This window comes from Microbacterium enclense, assembly GCA_038182865.1.
Lineage (GTDB): Bacteria > Actinomycetota > Actinomycetes > Actinomycetales > Microbacteriaceae > Microbacterium > Microbacterium enclense_B.
In genome coordinates this window covers 3,466,213-3,485,116 of sequence record CP116226.1, presented here as the reverse complement: position 1 = coordinate 3,485,116, position 18,904 = coordinate 3,466,213, and the positions used below count along the sequence as shown (strand labels likewise).

The window sequence follows — 18,904 nt, the reverse complement described above, 5'->3', positions numbered from 1 at the left end:
GGGAAGGGTGGACGGCGTCAGCGCCCGTACGGGGTGCGGGTCGCGATGACGGTGATCATCCGCTCGAGAGCGAAGACGGCGTCGCGAGACGCTCCCTTCACCTCGGCGTCGGCGCGGGCCGTCGCGTGGATCGCCCTTCCGAGGCTCGTGGCGTTCCATCCGACGAGGTCGCGGCGGGCGCGGTCGACCTGCCAGTCCTTCATTCCGAGACGCTGCGCAACCTGCGACGACGATTCGCGGGTTCCCGCGACCCGCGCCATGGTGCGCAGCTTCATCGCGACGGCGGCGACCAGCGGAACAGGGTCGGCTCCGGATGCCAGGGCGTGGCGCAGCGCGAGCAGTGCCGGGCCGTACTGTCCGGCGATCGCCGTGTCGGCCACGGTGAACGCGGAGGTCTCGACGCGACCGCCGTAGTACCGCTCGACCGTGCGCTCGTCGATGTCGCCGGGCACGTCGGCGATGAGCTGCTGGCACGCGGCTGCGAGCTCGGTGACATCGTCCGCGAAAGCGGACACCAGGGAACGCAGCGCGATGGGAGCGATGCGCTTGCCCGCGGCCTTGAACTCCCCCACCGCGAAGTCGAAGCGGTCGGAGTCGCGCTTGATCGCGGGGCACGCGATCTCGATGCCGCTCCCCTGGCCCGCGCGGATCGCGTCGAGCAGCTTCTTCCCGCGAACACTCGCGCCGGTGTGCCGGAGCACGACCGTCGCGCCGTCCTGCGGTTGTGAGAGGTACGACAACGCCTCACTCAGGAAGACGTCGCTGCACTTCTCGACCCCGCCGATGCGGACGAGGCGGGGCTCGCCGAAGAGGGACGGGGATGTGACCGACAGAAGCGTGCCGGCAGCGTAGTCGTCGGCGCGGACGTCGGTGACCTCGAGGCTCGGATCTTCGCTCTTGAGGAACTCCCGGATTCCCGCGGTCGCGCGCTCCGCGCACACCTCTTCTGGGCCCGAGACGAGAACGACCGGCGCGGGCTGCGGCGTACGCCACGACACCTGCGGGATGGCTGTCTTGGCCTTCGCCGGGGCGGAGCGTCGAGGAGCCGGGGTCACTCGTCCAGCCTACCGACCGGCTCCGACATCGCGGTCTCCGCCGGTGTGGCCGCTGACTCCCCGGGTCGAGCCCGCCAGAGGGTCAACTCGCCGTCGTCGAGGCTGACGGTGAGATCGCCGTCCGTGTCGGTGCGGCCGACGGCGACACCCAGCGCGGACAGCGTCGACAGCAGGGTCGCCGTCGGATGGCCGTAGCGGTTCTCGGCTCCCACCCCGATCAACCCCACCGCGGGGTGCAGCCGACGGTAGAGCTCGGGGTCCTGATCCGCGCTGCCATGGTGCGACACCTTCACGACCTCGACCTCCGGGACGTCGATGCGGCGCATGAGCGCGGCTTGCGCGTCGGCGCCGAGATCGCCGAGGAGGACCGTGCGGGGGAAATCCGGACCGACCACGTCGAGAGCGACGCTGGCGTCGTTGCCGGGTTCCTCATGCGCTGTCGGGCCGAGGGCCTGCCATCGCGTCTCCCCCACCGCGCCCGTCATCCCCGTCGTCGCTTGCTGCAGCAGTGCGCCTCCGGCCGCGAAGCGGTCGAGCAGTCTCTGGTCCTCCGCCGTGTCGACCGGTCCATGGATGACAAGAGCTGCCCGTTCGAGCACCGCCTCCGAACCGCCCACGTGGTCGAGATCGAAGTGGGTCAGCACGACCAGATCGAGGCGGTCGATGCCCAGGGTCTGCAGGCACTGGGCGAGGCGCTCCGGTTCGGGGCCGGTGTCGACGAGAGCGACCGCCCTCCCCGACCGCCACAGCGTCGCATCACCCTGACCGACGTCGCACATGGCGACGTCCCACGTCGTCGGCACGGTGAGTGGCCCGGCCACAGTCCGCACGGTCGTCTGCCCCGCGACCAGTCCGACCGCGACGGCGAGCAGGGCTGTCGCGATCGCGGTCAGGCGCGGGACGCGTGCGGGGCGGACCACGGCGACGACGATCGCCGCGCTCACCACCGCCAGGAGTGTCGCACCGAACATCCCGTCGGGCCAGGGCAGGTTCTGTGCCCCGATCGCGCTCGTCGTGTGGGCGACCGCGGCGATCCACGCGGCCGGGATCCACGCGAGGGCGGTGAGCCCGTCGCGTAGCCACGGCCAGGCTGAGATGCACGCGAGCACTCCCGCAATCGTCGCGGGTGCGGCGGCCGGATCCGAGACCAGGTTCGCCGCGATGCCCAGGAGCGGAACGTGGGGGTCGATCAGCACGATGAGCGGGCCGCAGACCAGCTGCGCCGCCGTGGGCACCGCGAGCGCGAGTGCCAGTGCCCGCGGCATCAACCTCTCCAGACCGCGCGCCAGGGGCCGCGCGAGCACGAGCAGCGCGCCGGTGGCCGCGGCCGACAGCGCGAACCCGAGAGACGTCGAGAGCCACGGATCGGCGACGAGCAGCACCGTCACCGCGCCGGAAAGCACCGCGACCCCTGCCGCAGGGCGACCGAGGACCACGGCGAGGAGCGCGATCGCGGCCATCGCCGCCGCGCGAACCACGCTCGGTTCGGGGGTGACGAGCATCACGAAGCCGGCGAGAACGACGAGGGCACCCACGACGCGTACCCACCGGGCAGCTCCCGCCAGAGCCAGCAGTGCGAAGGCCGCTCCCACGACGAGGGCGCAGTTCGCCCCGGAGACGGCCGTGAGATGTGAGAGGGAGGAAGCGTTCATCGCGGCGTCTGTCGCGGGGTCCAGACTCGACGTGTCGCCGACCGCCAGCCCGGGAACGAGTCCCGCGCCCGGCTGCGGGAGCCCGCGTGTCGACGCGACCAGTCCGTCGCGCACCTCCTCGAACCATGCCCACACCCCGGCGGGCGGCGGAGCACGCATCACCTCCTCGGCGCGCAGGACGAGGACGGCGCGCTCGCCTGCGCGCGCCGGGATCGCGCGTGCGCTCAGGTGCACCTCGCTCCCCTGCCCCGCCGCCGCGACCGCTGCGCGACCGTCCGCATCGACGCCGACGCGGGCCGGGATGCCTCCCGTCACCGTCACAGCCCCGGCGGCGACACGGGAGGCCACGGCGTCGAACCAGGCACCGCCGTCCGCCGTCGCGGACACATGCCCGACGACGGTCACGTCGACTTCGAGCTGGCGCCCTCCCTCGACCTGTAGAGCCTCGATCTGCGCGCGCACCGGCGCCATGGCGGCGACACTTCCCGCCGCTCCCGCCGCGCAGGCGAGCGCGACGGCGGCGATGCCGAGCGCGGGACGCCGGAGGCGGGCGAACACTCCTGCGCACGCAATCGCACAGACCGCCGCCACGGCGGCGAACCATGTGAGATCCGGAGCTGACGTGGCGAAGCCCGCTGCGGCCCACGTGACGAGCGCGACGGCGGCCGGACGGAGCGCGCGTCGGCGCATCGTCGTCACACCCGCACCAGATCGCGCAGACCCTCGAGCATCTTGTCGCCGATCCCCGGGACAGACCCCAGGTCGTCCACGCTGGTGAACCGCCCGTTCTCCTTCCTCCACGCGATGATGCGGTCGGCGATGGCCGGACCCACTCGCGGCAGAGTGTCGAGCTGCTCGCGCGTCGCGGTGTTGAGGTCGATCAGATCGCCCGCTGCGGTGGTTCCCGTCGCTCCGCCCGTCGCCGGATCGGGCGATGACCCCATCACCGGAACCACGATCTGCTCCCCGTCGGCGACCGCGCGGGCGAGGTTCACACCGGCCCGCTCGGCATCGTCCGCGAACCCGCCGGCGAGAGCGATGGCATCCGCGACGCGGTCCCCGGCTTCGAGACGGTACAAGCCGGCGGCACGAACGGCGCCTGCGACGTGCACGTAGAGGCCGGCCTCGGCGGGTACGAGCGCCGTGGCGCTCTGTGACGGACCTGCGGACACGACCTGCGTCCCGGTCGTTCCGCGCAGCATCCCGATACCGACGGTGACCGCGAAAGCCACCAGAACCAGGACGATGACGGCGCCGACGCCGAGCCGCCGCCGCGCCGGGAGGGCGACGGGTGCAGGTTCGGGATCGGCGGTCACCCGGCCACCCTAGAAAGGCACATCACACCCTCGTGGGCGCGCAGTCGCCAACCGTGGACGGATCCCGCGGCGAGTGCTGTGGGGAGGAAGGAGCCGTCACACGGACGTGCGTCGCAGCCGGTAGCGCCGTGCCGCCCGATGTGCCGGGATGATCCCCAGAATCGTCCACAGCAGAAGCCAGGCCATCCCCACCCCGAGGAAGGCCGGCGCAATGGCGCCAGCTCCGAAGAGAGCGAGCACGAGGGCCGCGAGCGCGGCGATGCCTGCGCCGATACCTCCCGTCAACGCAAAGGGGGCTGGAGCGCGGTTGACCGTCGTCCAGGCGTCTTTGTCGGAGAGCGTCAAGGGCGTCCGGTAACCGAGGAGCCAGTTCCGCGGCAGCGTGCCGCGCAGGGACGCGCGAGCCCACCAGAGCGCGAGCAGCCCGGCCACCAGCACCAAAACGGAGGCGGCAACGATCCCCATGATCTCTTCATCCCTTACGGCCGACGGCGACTCTTCTGTGAGGAACGTACTGCCGTGCTGGAAACGGCGACCACCAACCACGGGTTGAATTCATGCCGGGAAGCCGCGGCTCATGACCCCGTGATGTTCAGGCGGTGCGCGAGGATGACGGCATGGACGCGGTCGCGGAGCTTCAGTTTGCTGAAGATCTTGTTGATGTGGCTCTTCACGGTTGCCGGTGACAGGAACAGCCGTTCGCTGATCTCCGCGTTCGTCATGCCGGTCGCCATCGCCAGGAACACGTCCTGCTCGCGCGGGCTGAGGACGGAGAGCTCCGCGGACATGCCGGTCCGGCGAGAAGCGGTCCGTTCGTCGTCAGATCTCAGAGCACGATCGATCAGCTTCTGAGTGATGCGGGGCTCGACCACCGCGTCTCCCCGATGAACGGTGCGGATGGCGTCGATCACGCGTTCGGGGGCGGTGCTCTTCAAGAGGAACGCGCTGGCCCCCGACTCGAGAGCTCCGAATGCGTACTTGTCGAGGTCGAACGAGGTGAGGACGACGATCCGTGTCGTCGGGCTGGCCGAGGTGATGGCGTGAGTGGCGCTGATGCCCCCCATCCCCGGCATCCGGACGTCCATGAGGACGACGTCGGGTTGCAAGGTCTGTGCGAGGGCGATCCCCTCTTCTCCGGTCGACGCTTCTCCGACGACGCGAAGATCTGCCGCGCTGTCGACCACGAGCGAGTTTCCGAGTCGTGCAAGTGCCTGGTCGTCGACGATGAGGACGTCGATCATCGCGGCTTCTCCGTTCGCAGTGTCGTGCGTACCGCCCACCCACGCGGCGTCCGCGGGCCGTAGGTGCAGCTCCCTCCGAACGAGGCGGCTCGCTCGGAGACACCGATGAGACCGCGACCTGTTCCGAGGCTCGGAACGCTGGTGAGAAGGCCATCATCGTCGATGTCGATCGTGACGGTGCCCGTCCGGGCGGAGCACTCGATGGTGACGTCGACGCGGGTGGCCCCCTGCGCGTAGCGCAGGGCGTTGGTCAGGCATTCCTGCACAATGCGGTGAATCGCCGCGTTCAGCATCGCGCTGTCGGGGAGGTCATCGCCACGTGGGTGCAGGCGCACGGGCATCCCCGCGGCATGGAAGACCTCGACCATGCGTGCGATGGCGGGGAGGTCGGACCCGGAGTCGTGGAGCGCATCGTCGAGCTGGTGGTCGGAGTCGCGAAGTACGCGGAGGGTCCGTTGCATGTCGTCGAGGGCGGTGGCTCCGACCTCGCCCAGGTGGGTCAATGCCTGACGCGAGCGTTCCGGGTCGGTGTCCCACGCCGAGCGAGCACCGTTGGCCAGCGACACCATCACGGTCAGCGCGTGTCCGACGACATCGTGCATCTCGGCGGTGATTCTGGTGCGTTCCATCGCGCGAGCACTGTCGATCCTCTCCTGCAGAAGGGCTTCCTGCGCCCGGCGCCGCTCGACGACGTTGCGCACGACGATCCCGCCGGCGCACGCGACCACGACGTAGGGGTCGACGAGGCTCGTGCCTATTCCGACAGCGGCGTTGAAACCACCGACGGCGGGAGCGGCGAGACCCAGGGCGACCTTCATTGTCGTTCCGAGCAGCGGTATCCCGACGGCGAGGAGGTAGCCCAGCCCCGCCCGTCCCGTGGGCACCCGCACGGCAACCGTGTAGACCGAAAGGCAGAGCGCCAGCGTGAACGCGCGACCGTCGGCGGTCGATGCGAGGACCGAGACGAGGACAAGGATCGCCCACGGCATCCGCCGCCGCGCGCACAAGATCACCGCGACGACGACGAGAAGGGCCGATGTGGGTCGTTCTCCGCCTGCGCCGATAAGCCCGGGGAGGACCGCGGCCACAGCCAGCGCACCATCGACGAGCGCCCGCTGCCAGCGAGAGAAGGGGGTGCGCGTCTCGACCATGTGCGGGGAAGTCTACTGAGGGGTCCCCGCGCGCGCCGCCGACCGACGAGCGCTCTTCGAGCACCGGGCGACCCGCGTCCTCGCGGCCGGCGACACCGTCTCCGAGGCCGAGATCAACGCGCGGCTCACCGAAGTGACCGACGACGTCGCGGGCCTTCAACGCGCCCGCATCCACCAAGGTCTCGCCGCGCGCAGATCCGACGGATCCGCGTACTCCGTGGCCTGAGAACGCCGGATGCCACGCCCCCATCCGCTCGCAGGAGCGTCGGGGACGTGGCATCCAAGGTCGTCACTTGGTCGAGAAGCTGACCACCTTCGGCGGACGCACGACCGCGCGCACGATCTCTCGCTCGCCCAGTGCCCGTCGAACCTTTTCGTCCGCGCGAGCGAGCTTCTCGAGCTCGTCGCCGCCGATCTTGGCCGAGACCTCGAGGGTGCCGCGCACCTTGCCGTCGATCTGCACGACGGCCACCACGTTGTCTTCGACGAGCAGCGTCGGGTCGGCCTGACGCCAGGTCGCGAGTCCGACGAAGCCCTCGTACCCGAGGGTCTGCCACATCTCTTCCGCGGTGTGCGGGGCGAACAGGTCGAGAGTCATGGCGATGACCTCGGCGGCTTCGCGGACGGCGGGGTCGGTTGCGCCGGCCTTGCCGTCGATCGCCTTGCGGGTGGCGTTGACGAGCTCCATGAGGCGCGCGACGACGACGTTGAACTTCGTCTGCTCGACGAGGTTCGGTGCCTCGGCGAGCAGACGATGCGTCACGCGGCGCAGGGCCTGGTCGCCCTCGGCCCACACGACGTCCTTCTCGCTGTCCACGTCGTGCGCGATGCGCAGGGCGCGAGCGAGGAACTTCGCCGCACCGGTGGTGGAGACGTCGTTCCAGTCCTTGTCGTCTTCCACAGGGCCGGCGAAGGCGAGAGCCACGCGCAGCGCGTCTGCGCCGTGGGCGTCGAGCTCTTCCTGGAAGAGCACGAGGTTGCCCTTGCTCTTCGACATCTTCGCGCCGTCGAGGATCACCATGCCCTGGTTGATGAGGCTCGAGAACGGCTCGGTGAACTCCACCAGACCCATGTCGAACAGCGCCTTGGTGATGAAGCGCGCGTAGAGCAGGTGCAGGATCGCGTGCTCCACGCCGCCGATGTAGAAGTCGACCGGGCCCCACTTCGACGCCTCGCGGCCCGAGAAGGCCTCGGTGTCGCTGTTCGGCGACAGGAAGCGCAGGTAGTACCACGAGCTGTCGACGAAGGTGTCCATCGTGTCGGGGTCGCGCAGCAGCGTCTGACCCGTCTCGGGGTCGGTGACGTGCACCCATTCGGTGGCCGCGCCGAGCGGCGACGTGCCCTTGGGCTTGAGGTCGAGCCCCTCGACCGAGGGCAGCACGACCGGCAGCTGGTCGGCGGGGACGGGAGTGACCGAGCCGTCCTCCCCGTGGAGCATCGGAATCGGCGTGCCCCAGTAGCGCTGGCGCGAGATGAGCCAGTCGCGGAGGCGATAGGTCTTCGCCGCGCGGCCGACGCCCTTGGCCTCGAGCTCCTCGATCATGCGGGTGATCGCATTGCGCTTGGACAGCCCGTTGAGCGAGCCGGAATTGATCATGCGACCGTCACCGGTGAGCGCGATCCCGGTCTTCACCGGGTCGGTCTCCTCGACGTCGCCCAGCGGGTCGATCGGCACGCCTTCGTCGTCGAGTTCGATCACGGGGATCGCGCCGGTCACCGGAGCCTGCGTGTCGACGACGACCTTGACCGGGAGGTCGAAGGCGCGGGCGAAGTCGAGGTCGCGCTGGTCGTGCGCGGGTACGGCCATGACCGCGCCGTGACCGTAGTCGGCGAGCACGTAGTCGGCCGCCCAGATCGGCAGCTTCTCGTCGTTGATCGGGTTGATCGCGTAGTGACCGAGGAACACGCCGGTCTTCGGGCGGTCGGTGGCCTGACGCTCGATGTCGGTCGAGCGCTGCACCTGGGCGAGGTAGGCCTCGAACGTCTCGCGCACACCCTGATCAGCGGATGCCGCGAGCTCGGCCGCGAGGTCGGATTCGGGCGCCACGACGAAGAACGTCGCCCCGTGCAGGGTGTCGGGACGGGTGGAGAAGACCGTGATCTTCTCGTCGCGACCCTCGATCTCGAAGGAGATGTCGGCACCGACGGAGCGGCCGATCCAGTTGCGCTGCATCTGGATGACCTTGCTCGGCCAGAAGCCCTCGAGCTGGTTCAGGTCGTCGAGCAGACGGTCCGCGTAGTCGGTGATCCGGAGGAACCACTGCGTCAGCTTCTTCTTGACCACGACGGCGCCACTGCGCTCGCTCGTTCCGTCGGGGAGCACCTGCTCGTTGGCGAGCACGGTCTGATCCACCGGGTCCCAGTTGACGAGCGCATCCTTGCGGTACGCCAGACCCTTCTCGTACAGCTTCTGGAACAGCCACTGGTTCCAGCGGTAGTACTCGGGGTCGCTGGTGTGCAGTACCCGGCTCCAGTCGAACGAGACGCCGTAATCCTTCAGGCTCTCCTTCTGCTGGGCGATGTTCGCGTACGTCCACTCGACGGGGTCCGCGCCACGCTTGATGGCCGCGTTCTCGGCGGGCAGGCCGAAGGAATCCCAGCCGATGGGGTTCAGCACGTTGTAGCCGCGGTGGCGCCAGAACCGCGCCACGATGTCGGAGTAGAGGTAGTTCTCGGCGTGCCCCATGTGCAGATCCCCCGAGGGATACGGGAACATCGCGAGCACGTATTTGCGCGGGCGCTTGTCGTCGTCGCCACCGGCGCGGAACGGATCCTTGTCCGCCCACGCACGCTGCCACTTCGCCTGGATCGCGTGGGCGTCGAAAGCGCCCTCGCCGGGCACAGGTGTGGTGTTCTCAGACACGGGTGAAGCCAATCGTGAGGTCGGGAGGCCGCGGGGCCAACGTCCAGGCTATCGGACCGTGCCCGTCACCATCCCGGAGGGACGTCCGCGCCGAGCGCCGCGAGGGGCGCTCGGGCCTTGATGCCCACCTCACGCACCTCGGATGCCGCGACCGAGCGCCACGTGATGCCTCCGCCCGCGCCGACGAAGGCGGTATCCGCTTCCACGACGATGCTGCGGATGATCATCGCGAGGTCCGCGGACCCGTCGTCGCCGACCCAGCCGAACGCACCGGAGTAGATCCCGCGGGGAGCCCCCTCGAGGCGGGCGAGGATCTGCATCGCGGAAGCCTTGGGCGCACCCGTCATACTCCCGGCGGGAAAGGCGGCCGCGAGCAGCCCGCCGATCGTGGTCCCGGGCAGAAGCCTCCCCGAGACCTCGCTGACGAGCTGATGCACGTGCGGATACGTCTCGACCTCGAGGAGGCGATCCACGCCGACGCTCGACGGCTCGCACACCCGGGAGAGGTCGTTGCGCATCAGGTCGACGATCATGACGTTCTCGGCGCGCTCCTTGGCATCCGTCCGCAATTCCTCGGTCAGTGCGGTGTCACGCTCCGCGTCCGTGGCGCGCGGACGGGTGCCTTTGATGGGGTGAGTATGCACGGTTCCGTCGCGCACCTCGAGGAACCGCTCGGGGGAAGCGCTCACCAGTGCGGTCTCGCCGACGCGGATGAAGCCACCGTGGTGCGATGCCGACGTGCTCCGTAGCCGGCGGAAAGTCGTGAGCGCGTCGAAGACCCCGGCCACCGTGAAGCGCGTGGTGAGGCAGAGCTGATAAGCGTCGCCCTGCCGGATGTGCTCCCGGCAGGCCGCGATGAGACCGGCGTACTCCTCCGGTTCATGACGCCCGGATGCCACCCCTCCGGGCTCGGCCGGGGCGACGGGGCGCGGTGTCGAGGCGTCCAGCGCCCGCACGGCGAGGTCGGCGAGGGCTGCGGCATCCGTCCCCACCGCCCACACGCGGTGTGTGTCGTGATCGAAGGCCAGCGCGGCATCGACGCGGATCCACGTGGCCTCCCCCTCGTATGAGACCCAGCCGACCCACCCGCCGTGGAAGGCGCCCGCGTGGTCGTGCGACGCGTGCCCCGCCTCATGGACGAGCGGGGCGGATTCGTGGTCGGGGTGCCCGGCTCCCATCCAGCTCCAGCCCGTTGCGGCGTCGGGACCACCGTCGAGCCAGAACGCCGAGGGGTGCCTCGCCCACAGGCTCGTGAACACCGCCTCGGGGTCGACCCATCGCGGGAGGGCGAGTGGGGGCACGGAACGCGGCACGCTCTCAGGCTAGGCCGCGTCCGCGCCCCTAGAGTGACGGAGGTGAACGAGATCCTCACGTGGCTGCTCGACGTCGTGCAGAACGTCGACCCCGTGCTGCGCACGATCCTCGCGGGCATCGCGGTGATGCTCGAGACCAGTGTCCTGGTCGGTCTCATCGTCCCGGGCGACACGATGGTGATCGTCGCGGGGACGGCGATCGCCTCGCCGCTGGAGGGCGTCATCCTGGGCGCCGCGGTCGTCGTGGGGGCCCTTCTCGGTGAGAGCGGTGGCTTCTGGCTGGGGCATTACTTCGGCCCGCGGATCCGGGCGTCGCGTCTCGGTCAGAAGCTCGGTGAGCGTAACTGGGAGCGGGCCGACCGGTACCTCCGGCGCCGGGGCGGGCCCGCGATCTTCCTCTCGCGCTTCCTGCCCGTCCTGCATTCGCTGGTGCCGCTCACGGTCGGGATGAGCGGATACAGCTACCGCCGGTTCCTGGCGTGGACGGCCCCGGCCTGCGTGCTGTGGTCGACTCTGTACGTCTCGGTGGCGGCGACCGCGGCCGGCACCTATCGCGAGCTTTCCGACCGCATCCACTACGCCGGCTACATCTTCGTCGGCATCCTCGTCGTGTTCCTCGTGCTGGTGTTCGTGGGCAAGAAGCTCATCGAACGTGCCGAGCGACGGCATCTCGCCGACGACGTCCACCCCCTCGAACCCGCGGACGGTGACGTGAAAGACTAGCCCGGATGCCTCGCTCTCCTCGCGCCAAAGTGCTCTGGTTCGCCCGACTGGAGCGCCGTTTTCATCGGTGGCGCGAACGGCGTGCCCGCGCCCGTGGTCTGCGTCCCGCTGTGACGGGGTTTCCGGGGTACGGCACGGAGGAGTGGGTCCGCGTCCTGGGCCGCGTCCTGATCGCGCCGCCGATCAAGCGGACGTCGACGGGCGAGTTCGCAAGCCTGCGCGGGTGGCGGAGTTTCGCGGCCGTCCCGGTGGGAATGGCGCGGGTCAGCGTCGTCATCGACGGAGTCACCCATCACGTCTCGGCCGATCGCGGCGGCGTGATCGACGCACGCCTTCCGGCGTCGCTGCCGCCGGGCTGGCAGACGATCACGATGTCGGTGGAGGGCAGCGAACCCGCGGAGACCCGGGTTTTCATCGTCGGCTCCGATGTCCGATTCGGCGTGGTGAGCGACATCGACGACACCGTCATGGTGACGGCCCTCCCCCGCCCCTTCCTCGCCGCCTGGAACTCGTTCGTCCTGGACGAGCACGCCCGCCAGCCCGTTCCCGGTATGGCCGTGATGCTCGAGAGGCTGACGCGCGAGCACCCCGGCACGCCCGTCATCTACCTCTCCACCGGCGCGTGGAACGTGGCTCCGACGCTGACTCGCTTCATGCGCCGGCATCTGTTCCCGGCGGGGTCGTTCCTGCTCACCGACTGGGGCCCGACGCACGACCGATGGTTCCGCAGCGGTCGCGATCACAAGGAGCAGAACCTCCGTCGCATCGCGAGCGAGTTCCCCGACGTCAAGTGGCTGCTCGTCGGCGACGACGGTCAGCACGACGACGCGATCTACACACAGTTCGCGATCGAGCACCCGCAGAGCGTCGCGGCAGTCGCCATCCGTCGGCTCCTGCCCGCCGAAGCCGTCCTGGCCGGTGGGCGCACGGTCGTCGATGACCATTCCGCGGCCGAGGTGCCCTGGGTCACCGGATCCGACGGGGCCGCGCTCCTCGATCGCCTCGAGAGTGTCGGGGTCATCTCGACCGACGCCTGAGGCGGGACGCTGTCCGGCGCTGCCACGGCCGATGTCGGAGGGGGCGCGTACGGTGGAGGCATGTGCGGTCGATTCGTCGTGGCCAATGTGGCCTCGGAACTCGTGGGCGTTCTCCGTGTCGACGTCGAGAGCGATGAACTCCCCTCGCCGTCGTACAACATCGCACCGACGTCGTCCGTGGCGATCGTGCTCGACTCCGTGAAGACCGAACCCCCCGTGCGTCGCCTCGAGGTCGCCCGGTGGGGACTCGTGCCCGGGTGGGCGAAAGACGTCAAGGTCGGGGCGCGAGCCTTCAACGCGCGCTCTGAGGAGGTCGAAGACAAGCCGATGTTCCGCAATGCGCTCATCAAACGACGCGCGGTGATCCCGGCATCCGGGTATTACGAGTGGAAGACGACCGACGAGGGCAAGACGCCGCACTACATCCACCCCGCCGACGGCTCCCCCCTGTTCTTCGCGGGTCTGTACGAGTGGTGGAAAGACCCGGCGCGCGCCGACGACGACCCCGCGCGGTGGGTGCTGAGCTGCACGATCCTGACGCGCGACTCCATCGGCCGACTCGGTTCGATCCACGACCGGATGCCGTTGTTCATGGACCCCGATTTCGCCGATGCGTGGCTCGACCCGACCACCGAGAACGTCGGTGACATCCTCGACGCCGCGATCGATGCGGCCCCCGACGTCGCCGAGACCCTCGACGACCATGTCGTTTCGTCGGCGGTGGGGAACGTGCGCAACGACTCGTCCGCCCTCATCGAGCCCGTCGAGTGAGCACCGTCACCGACACACCGACGCTGTCGCGGGCCGAGTGGAGCGCGGCAGCGGCCGCGCATGCGGCGCGCGCAGACGCCCTGACCGCGGCGCACCGCGAACGCGCCGGTCGCGCCGAGAAGCACCCCGTCGAGGACTTCCTCTTCACCTACTACTCCTACAAGCCGGCGATCCTGAGGCGGTGGCATCCGGGCCCGGGCGTCATCCTCGAGGACGCCGACGAGCGCGCGCGGTGGCGCTGGTACCGCGGCGCTGCCGACGGCGTGCGAGTGGATGCCGAGGCCTTCCGCGCAGAGCGCGGGTCGCTGTACCGCGGCATCACGAACCTCCTGCGCGCGACGCTGCACCGGCCCGCGCAGTTCGGGTGCTTCGGGCTGCACGAGTGGGCCATGGCCTACCGCGTCGATGAGGTCCGTCATTCCGTGCCTCTGCGCCTCGGACGTGCGGGAACCGATGCCGTCGTCGAGACGCACGACCTCCGGTGCACGCACTTCGATGCCTTCCGGTTCTTCGCCCCCGACGCGGTGCCTCGCAACCGGCAGTCGCTGTCGCGGGACACACAGAGCGCCACCGAGCAGCCGGGTTGTCTGCACGCCGGGATGGACGTGTACAAATGGGCGGTCAAACTCGGACCCCTCGTTCCCGGTTCGTTGCTGCTCGAGGCGTTCGAGCTTGCGCGTGACATCCGCACCCTCGACATGGAGGCGTCCCCCTACGACCTGAGCGGGTGGGGGTACTCCCCCGTGGCGGTGGAGACGCCCGACGGCAAAGCAACCTACGTGGCTCGCCAGCGCGCTCTCAGCGAGCGAGCTCAGGTTCTGCGGCGCGCCGTTCTGATCGCCGTCGGTGCGGATGACGACACGCCCGGTCGGGCCGATTTCTTGCGTCGTGATCCCGTGTAGTAAGCTCATGGAGTTGCCTCGAAAGGGGCGGAAAACAAAAAACGGGCCTGTGGCGCAGCTGGTAGCGCACCTGCATGGCATGCAGGGGGTCAGGGGTTCGAGTCCCCTCAGGTCCACCTCACGAAAGAAAGCCCCCGCCTCGGCGGGGGCTTTCTTCGTCTCCGTGTGAAGCCGCGGCGACGGCGCCGGGGTCGGCTCAGCGCGGCGACGCCGCCTTGTGGGACCGCTCCTGCTGGGCCTCACGCATGACGAGCTCGTCGTCGAGCCAGTTCGGCGCCTTGTTGCGCAGAGCGAAGATGTACACCGCGAGCGAGGCGGCGATGATCACGGTCACGTAGACGATGAACAGGGGCACCTGCTGCGTGGTCTGCGCTCCCGCGTAGAGCAGCGGGGCGGTTCCCCCGAAGAGGGAGTTGGCCAAGGCGTAGCCGAGTCCGACACCGAGGGCGCGCACGTGGGTGGGGAACAGCTGCGCCTTCACCAGGGCGTTGATCGAGGTGTACCCGGTGAGGATGACGAAACCACCGACGAGGATCGCGAAGGCCGCGAATTCGTTGGTCTGCTGCGGGAGCACGGTGATGAGGAACCAGGTGTAGATCACGCCGCCGACGCCGAAGAACACCAGGAGCGTCTTCCGACCGACCTTGTCCGACAGCCAGCCGCCCAGGGGCTGCATGAGCATGAGCGCGGTGAGGGCGACGAGGTTGATGATCGTGCCGGCGACGACATCGCCGCCGGAGAACGCGGTCTTGACGATGTTCGGGCCGGTGACCGAGTAGGTGTAGAACGCGACCGTGCCGCCGGCGGTGACGGCGAAGCACAGCAGCAGCGGACGCCAGTTGTTCACGAACAGGTCGCGCAACGAGCCCGAGTCCTTCGAGCGACCCGATTTGGTGTCGGCGATGACGCTCTTCTCGAGCGACTCGTCCATGGTGCGCCGCATCCAGAACACCGCGACGGCCGCCACGCCGCCGATCGCGAAGGCGACACGCCAGCCCCACGACGAGATGGCCTCTTCGTCGAGAGTCAGCACCATCACGAGCAGTGTCGTCTGCGCCAGCACGTGGCCGCCGACGAGGGTGACGTAGTGGAACGACGAGAGGAACCCGCGGCGACCGGGCATCGCCGCCTCGGACATGTACGTGGCGCTCGTGCCGTACTCGCCTCCGGTCGCGAACCCCTGGACGAGACGCGCGAACACGAGGATGACCACGGCACCGGCGCCGATGGCCTCCGCGGTCGGGGCCAGAGCGATGACGAGGGAGCAGAACGCCATCAGCGAGACCGACACCGTCAGCGACAACCGACGCCCGTGTCGGTCGGCGAAGCGCCCGAAGAACCATGACCCGATCGGACGCATGAGGAAGGTGACGGCGAAGATCGCCCACACGTAGATCGTGGAGTTCTTGTCGTCTGAACTGAAGAACTGCGATTCGAAGTACACCGCGAAGACCGAGTAGACGTACACGTCGTACCACTCGACGAGGTTGCCCGCCGAGCCCTTCAGCGTGTTCGAGATCGAGCGCCGAAGGCTCGTGGGAATCGTCGTGGTGGTCGCCGGAGTGGCGGATGTCGTCGTTGACATGAGAGATCCGATCGGTCGATGGACGGTTCTCGTCTCGCGTGCCGTCGGACGGTCCCGGCGGCGGCGGCGAGGCGTATGTCCCTCCATGGTGAAGCGATCGCCCGGCGGCATCCGAGATCCTTACATCCGCCTTACATTCGTCGGACCGGCTGCGCGAGCACGGCGCCCGTCTTCCTTACGATGAAGCCATGCACGTACTCGTGGCCGAGGACGACGGCTCTGTCGCCGCAGCTCTCGTGGCGGCGCTGCAGCGCGCCGGCCATTCGTGCACGCGCGTCGCGCGCGGCAGCGACGTGCTGCTGCGCCACCGAGACGCCCAGGTGGTTCTGCTCGATCTCGGCCTGGAAGACATGGACGGCCTCGACGCGCTGCGTCAGCTGCGAGCGGTGAGCCCGATTCCCGTGATCGTCGTGACCGCCCGGGGCGACGAGCGCTCGACCGTCCGGGCGCTGTCGGCGGGCGCCGACGACTATCTCGTCAAGCCGGTGCGGCTGCACGAGCTCCTCGCCCGGCTGGTGGCCGTCACACGTCGCTACAGCCCGCCCGATGAGCCGACGCGGGTCGAGGTCGGTGACGTCGACATCGACGTCGACGCCCGCCGCGTGATCGCCGGCCACCGCGAGGTCGCACTCACCCCGAATGAGTTCGGCATCCTCGTCGCGCTCGCGCGGCGGGCGGGACAGGCGGTCAGCCGGCAGCGTGTGCTCGACGAGGTGTGGGGTGACGCGTACGCGACCTCGTCGCGTTCGTTCGACGTGCACCTCGGTCAGGTGCGCCAGAAGCTGCCGGAGCTGACCATCACAACCATCCGCGGGTTCGGCTACCGTCTCGAGGTCGCCGGGTGAAGCTGCGCGTCCTCCTCCCCCTGCTCGTCTTCGGACTCATCGCCGTGATCGCGGTGTTGATCCCGATCGCCCAGTCCATCGCCGACTCGCGTACGCAGCAGCTCGCCCTGCAGCGCACGGCCGCGCTCGACCAGGTGGTGCAGCGTGCACGCACGGCCCTCGTTCAGGGCGACACGGAGAGCCTGCAGGCCTACCTCGAGCGTTTCCACGCCGTCTATACCGAATCGGTGCTGGTGATCGACGAGAGTGGCGAGGTCGTCGCTGCCGCGGGAGACCTCGACCGGGATGCGCGCGTCGACGAGGTCGCCACGGCGGCGTCGCGGGCGATCCCACAGCTCACCCTGCCGCGGGTCACTCCGTGGGCGGATGCCTCCGCGCTCGTGGCCGTGCCCGTGATCGCGGCCGGAGACCTCTCGACCGGCGTGGTGGTGCTGTCGGTCGATCTGCGCGACGCGCAGGCCGACGTGACCCGTGCCTGGACGCTCATCGCGGCCATGGGGGTCCTCTTGCTCACCGCGCTGATGGTGGCTTCGCTGCTGTGGACCAGGTGGGTCCTCCGTCCCGTCCGCGCTCTCGACGCCGCCGTCGCCGACGTGACCGCCCACCGCGACCCGGCACCGCTGCGTCCCTCGGGCCCGCCCGAGCTCCGCCGGTTGAGCCGCGCGTTCGCGACCATGGCGGACGAGGTCGAGAACAGCCTCGAGCGGCAGCGCGGCTTCGTCGCCGACGCCTCCCATCAGCTGCGCACACCTCTTGCGGCCATTCGGCTGCGCGTTGACGGACTCCCGCGCGAGGGCGAGGCCGGCGACGATCTCGCCGCCGTCGACGGAGACCTCGACAGACTCGAGCACACGGTCGAGCGCATGCTCACGCTGGCCGACGCCGAGCACCGCGCCGCGGCGCACATTCAGGGGCGTGATGACGCCCGAGCGGAAGGAGCAGATCGCGAGTGTGTCGTCTCCGCCGCCGATCTCGTTGCGCGGCATCGCCCCCTCCTCGACGCGGCCGACGTGCGTCTCGAGGTCGTCCGTGGTCCGGCGGTGGCGGTGCCCTGCGGGCGAGTGGACCTCGACGAGATGGTCGACGTCCTGCTCGACAACGCCGTCAAGTACGCGGGTACGGGGGCCACGGTGCGTGTCGCTCTGACCCCGGATGCCGGGGGCCCAGCGTTGACGGTGGAAGATTCGGGGTCGGGTCTCGCCGATGGAGATCTCATTCGCATGGGCACGCGGTTCTGGCGGGCCGGGCGCGACGCGACGCAGGGTGGGACAGGACTCGGACTGGCGATCGTCGCCGAGCTGATGCGGGCGGCGGAGGGGCGTCTGGAACTCGGCCGGTCGTCGCTCGGCGGTCTGCGGGCCCGGCTCGTCTGGGAACGATCGTGACCGGCATCACTCGCCGAGGGTTTCTGGGTGCCGGGCTCACCGTCGCCGCGTTCGGGCTGACGGGGTGCTCCCCCACCGCGCCGTCGTCGGTGACGCTCGGGTGCGGTGAGGCCGGCGGGAGCTATCTGCAGTTCGGCGACCTTCTGGCGAACGTCTCGCGGGTCCGCGGCGGCGTGCAGATCTCGGCGCTCGAGACGCAAGGGAGCGTCGACAACCTCTCCCTCCTGAACGACGAGCGGATCGATCTTGCTCTGTCCCTGGCAGACGCCGTCGCGGCCTCCCCCGCGCGTGCGGAGTTCGTCGCCGTCGGTCGGGTGTACCAGAACTACCTGCAGTGCATCGTGCGCTCAGAGGATGGCCCGCGGTCGCTCGCCGATCTCGCGGGGCGCGTCGTGTCCCTCGGTGCTCCTGGCTCCGGTGCCGCGGGGACCGCTCGTCGGGTTCTGGATGCCGCAGGATTCGGTTCCGGTGAAACGGCTCCTCTCACGGTCGAACGGCCCTTCCGGGAGGCCGTCACCGACCTCGAGGAGAGCCGCATCGATGCGTTGTTCTGGTCGGGGGGAATACCGACCCCGCAGATCGCCGATCTGGCGACTCGATGCCCCATCGTGGTGCTCGACACCACGTCCGTGCTTCCCGAACTGCGCCGCCGCTCCCCCGATGCGTACGTCGCCACCTCGATCCCGGCGGGTGTGTACGGCGCGGCAGCCGCGGTTCCCGCGATCGGCGTGGCGAATCTCCTGCTCTCACGCCCGACCCTCGACGACGCGATCGTCCAGCGGCTCGTCGACGTGCTCATCGACGACGCCGCCGACCTCGTGCCGCCCGGGGCTCTCGGCATCCAGTACCTGACACCGGCGAGCCTCATCGACACGCTCCCGATCGCCCTGCATCCTGCGGCGGAGAAGCGCTATCGCGAACGGTACGGATGACGATCCCGTCTCTCGGCGGGCTTTCCGAAAGGTGACCGAGAACCTTCGCGCGGGTCCCGGGGTCGCTGAGGCATCGGGTCGGACGCCTGCAGCAAACGATGCTGCCCCGCGCCTCTGGGCACGGGGCAGCATC

At 69.6% G+C, this 18,904-nt stretch carries 16 protein-coding genes and 1 tRNA gene; 8 read left to right on the top strand and 9 right to left on the bottom strand.

Annotated elements, in window-relative coordinates:
- Nucleotides 1-17 precede the first annotated feature (17 nt).
- From PIR02_16555 to pabB, 8 genes are all read right to left on the bottom strand, one after another.
- A complete protein-coding gene (locus tag PIR02_16555) occupies nt 18-1,055 on the bottom strand; it encodes a DNA polymerase III subunit delta (protein WZH36354.1) in 1,038 nt (345 codons plus the stop codon).
- Nucleotides 1,052-3,397, bottom strand: a complete 2,346-nt coding sequence (locus PIR02_16550) for a ComEC/Rec2 family competence protein (protein ID WZH39029.1) — start codon at nt 3,395-3,397, stop codon at nt 1,052-1,054. Before PIR02_16550 ends, PIR02_16555 begins: the two co-directional genes overlap by 4 nt.
- A 5-nt stretch (nt 3,398-3,402) precedes the next feature.
- Nucleotides 3,403-4,023: a ComEA family DNA-binding protein gene (locus PIR02_16545; protein ID WZH36353.1), complete on the bottom strand. Its 621-nt coding sequence runs from the start codon at nt 4,021-4,023 to the stop codon at nt 3,403-3,405.
- A 96-nt stretch (nt 4,024-4,119) separates the two neighbouring features.
- Nucleotides 4,120-4,488, bottom strand: coding sequence for an SdpI family protein (locus tag PIR02_16540; protein WZH36352.1), 369 nt, complete (start codon nt 4,486-4,488; stop codon nt 4,120-4,122).
- A gap of 110 nt (nt 4,489-4,598) precedes the next feature.
- Nucleotides 4,599-5,264 (bottom strand): response regulator transcription factor, encoded by a 666-nt coding sequence (locus tag PIR02_16535; protein ID WZH36351.1) that lies wholly within the window; start codon nt 5,262-5,264, stop codon nt 4,599-4,601.
- Nucleotides 5,261-6,415, bottom strand: coding sequence for a histidine kinase (locus PIR02_16530; GenBank protein WZH36350.1), 1,155 nt, complete (start codon nt 6,413-6,415; stop codon nt 5,261-5,263). Before PIR02_16530 ends, PIR02_16535 begins: the two co-directional genes overlap by 4 nt.
- A 289-nt stretch (nt 6,416-6,704) precedes the next feature.
- Nucleotides 6,705-9,278 (bottom strand): leucine--tRNA ligase, encoded by a 2,574-nt coding sequence (leuS, locus tag PIR02_16525; GenBank protein ID WZH36349.1) that lies wholly within the window; start codon nt 9,276-9,278, stop codon nt 6,705-6,707.
- A 65-nt stretch (nt 9,279-9,343) separates the two neighbouring features.
- Nucleotides 9,344-10,591, bottom strand: a complete 1,248-nt coding sequence (gene pabB / locus PIR02_16520; GenBank protein ID WZH36348.1) for an aminodeoxychorismate synthase component I — start codon at nt 10,589-10,591, stop codon at nt 9,344-9,346.
- Between the two features lie 42 nt (nt 10,592-10,633).
- Here pabB and PIR02_16515 point away from each other — a divergent pair, with 42 nt between their 5' ends.
- From PIR02_16515 to PIR02_16495, 5 genes are all read left to right on the top strand, one after another.
- A complete protein-coding gene (locus tag PIR02_16515; GenBank protein WZH36347.1) occupies nt 10,634-11,314 on the top strand; it encodes a DedA family protein in 681 nt (226 codons plus the stop codon).
- 5 nt (nt 11,315-11,319) lie between these two features.
- Complete coding sequence (locus tag PIR02_16510; protein WZH36346.1) at nt 11,320-12,351, top strand: DUF2183 domain-containing protein; 1,032 nt, start codon at nt 11,320-11,322, stop codon at nt 12,349-12,351.
- A 60-nt stretch (nt 12,352-12,411) separates the two neighbouring features.
- Entirely contained in the window at nt 12,412-13,122 is a 711-nt protein-coding gene (locus PIR02_16505) for an SOS response-associated peptidase (protein WZH36345.1), read from the top strand.
- Nucleotides 13,119-14,024, top strand: coding sequence for a 3-methyladenine DNA glycosylase (locus tag PIR02_16500; protein WZH36344.1), 906 nt, complete (start codon nt 13,119-13,121; stop codon nt 14,022-14,024). Before PIR02_16505 ends, PIR02_16500 begins: the two co-directional genes overlap by 4 nt.
- A 43-nt stretch (nt 14,025-14,067) precedes the next feature.
- A tRNA-Ala gene (locus PIR02_16495) sits at nt 14,068-14,140 on the top strand.
- An 80-nt stretch (nt 14,141-14,220) separates the two neighbouring features.
- Here the strand turns inward: PIR02_16495 and PIR02_16490 are convergent.
- Nucleotides 14,221-15,609 (bottom strand): MFS transporter, encoded by a 1,389-nt coding sequence (locus tag PIR02_16490; GenBank protein ID WZH36343.1) that lies wholly within the window; start codon nt 15,607-15,609, stop codon nt 14,221-14,223.
- A 188-nt stretch (nt 15,610-15,797) separates the two neighbouring features.
- Here PIR02_16490 and PIR02_16485 point away from each other — a divergent pair, with 188 nt between their 5' ends.
- From PIR02_16485 to PIR02_16475, 3 genes are read left to right on the top strand one after another with little or no spacing between them, the layout of a single operon-like run.
- Nucleotides 15,798-16,454 carry a response regulator transcription factor gene (locus tag PIR02_16485; GenBank protein ID WZH36342.1) on the top strand — a complete coding sequence of 219 codons (657 nt, stop codon included), beginning with the start codon at nt 15,798-15,800 and terminating at the stop codon, nt 16,452-16,454.
- On the top strand, nt 16,451-17,839 hold the full coding sequence (locus tag PIR02_16480) for a HAMP domain-containing sensor histidine kinase (protein ID WZH36341.1): 1,389 nt from the start codon (nt 16,451-16,453) through the stop codon (nt 17,837-17,839). Before PIR02_16485 ends, PIR02_16480 begins: the two co-directional genes overlap by 4 nt.
- Complete coding sequence (locus PIR02_16475; GenBank protein ID WZH36340.1) at nt 17,836-18,771, top strand: TAXI family TRAP transporter solute-binding subunit; 936 nt, start codon at nt 17,836-17,838, stop codon at nt 18,769-18,771. The genes PIR02_16480 and PIR02_16475 overlap by 4 nt, the downstream gene beginning before the upstream one ends.
- The last annotated feature ends 133 nt before the right edge of the window (nt 18,772-18,904 follow it).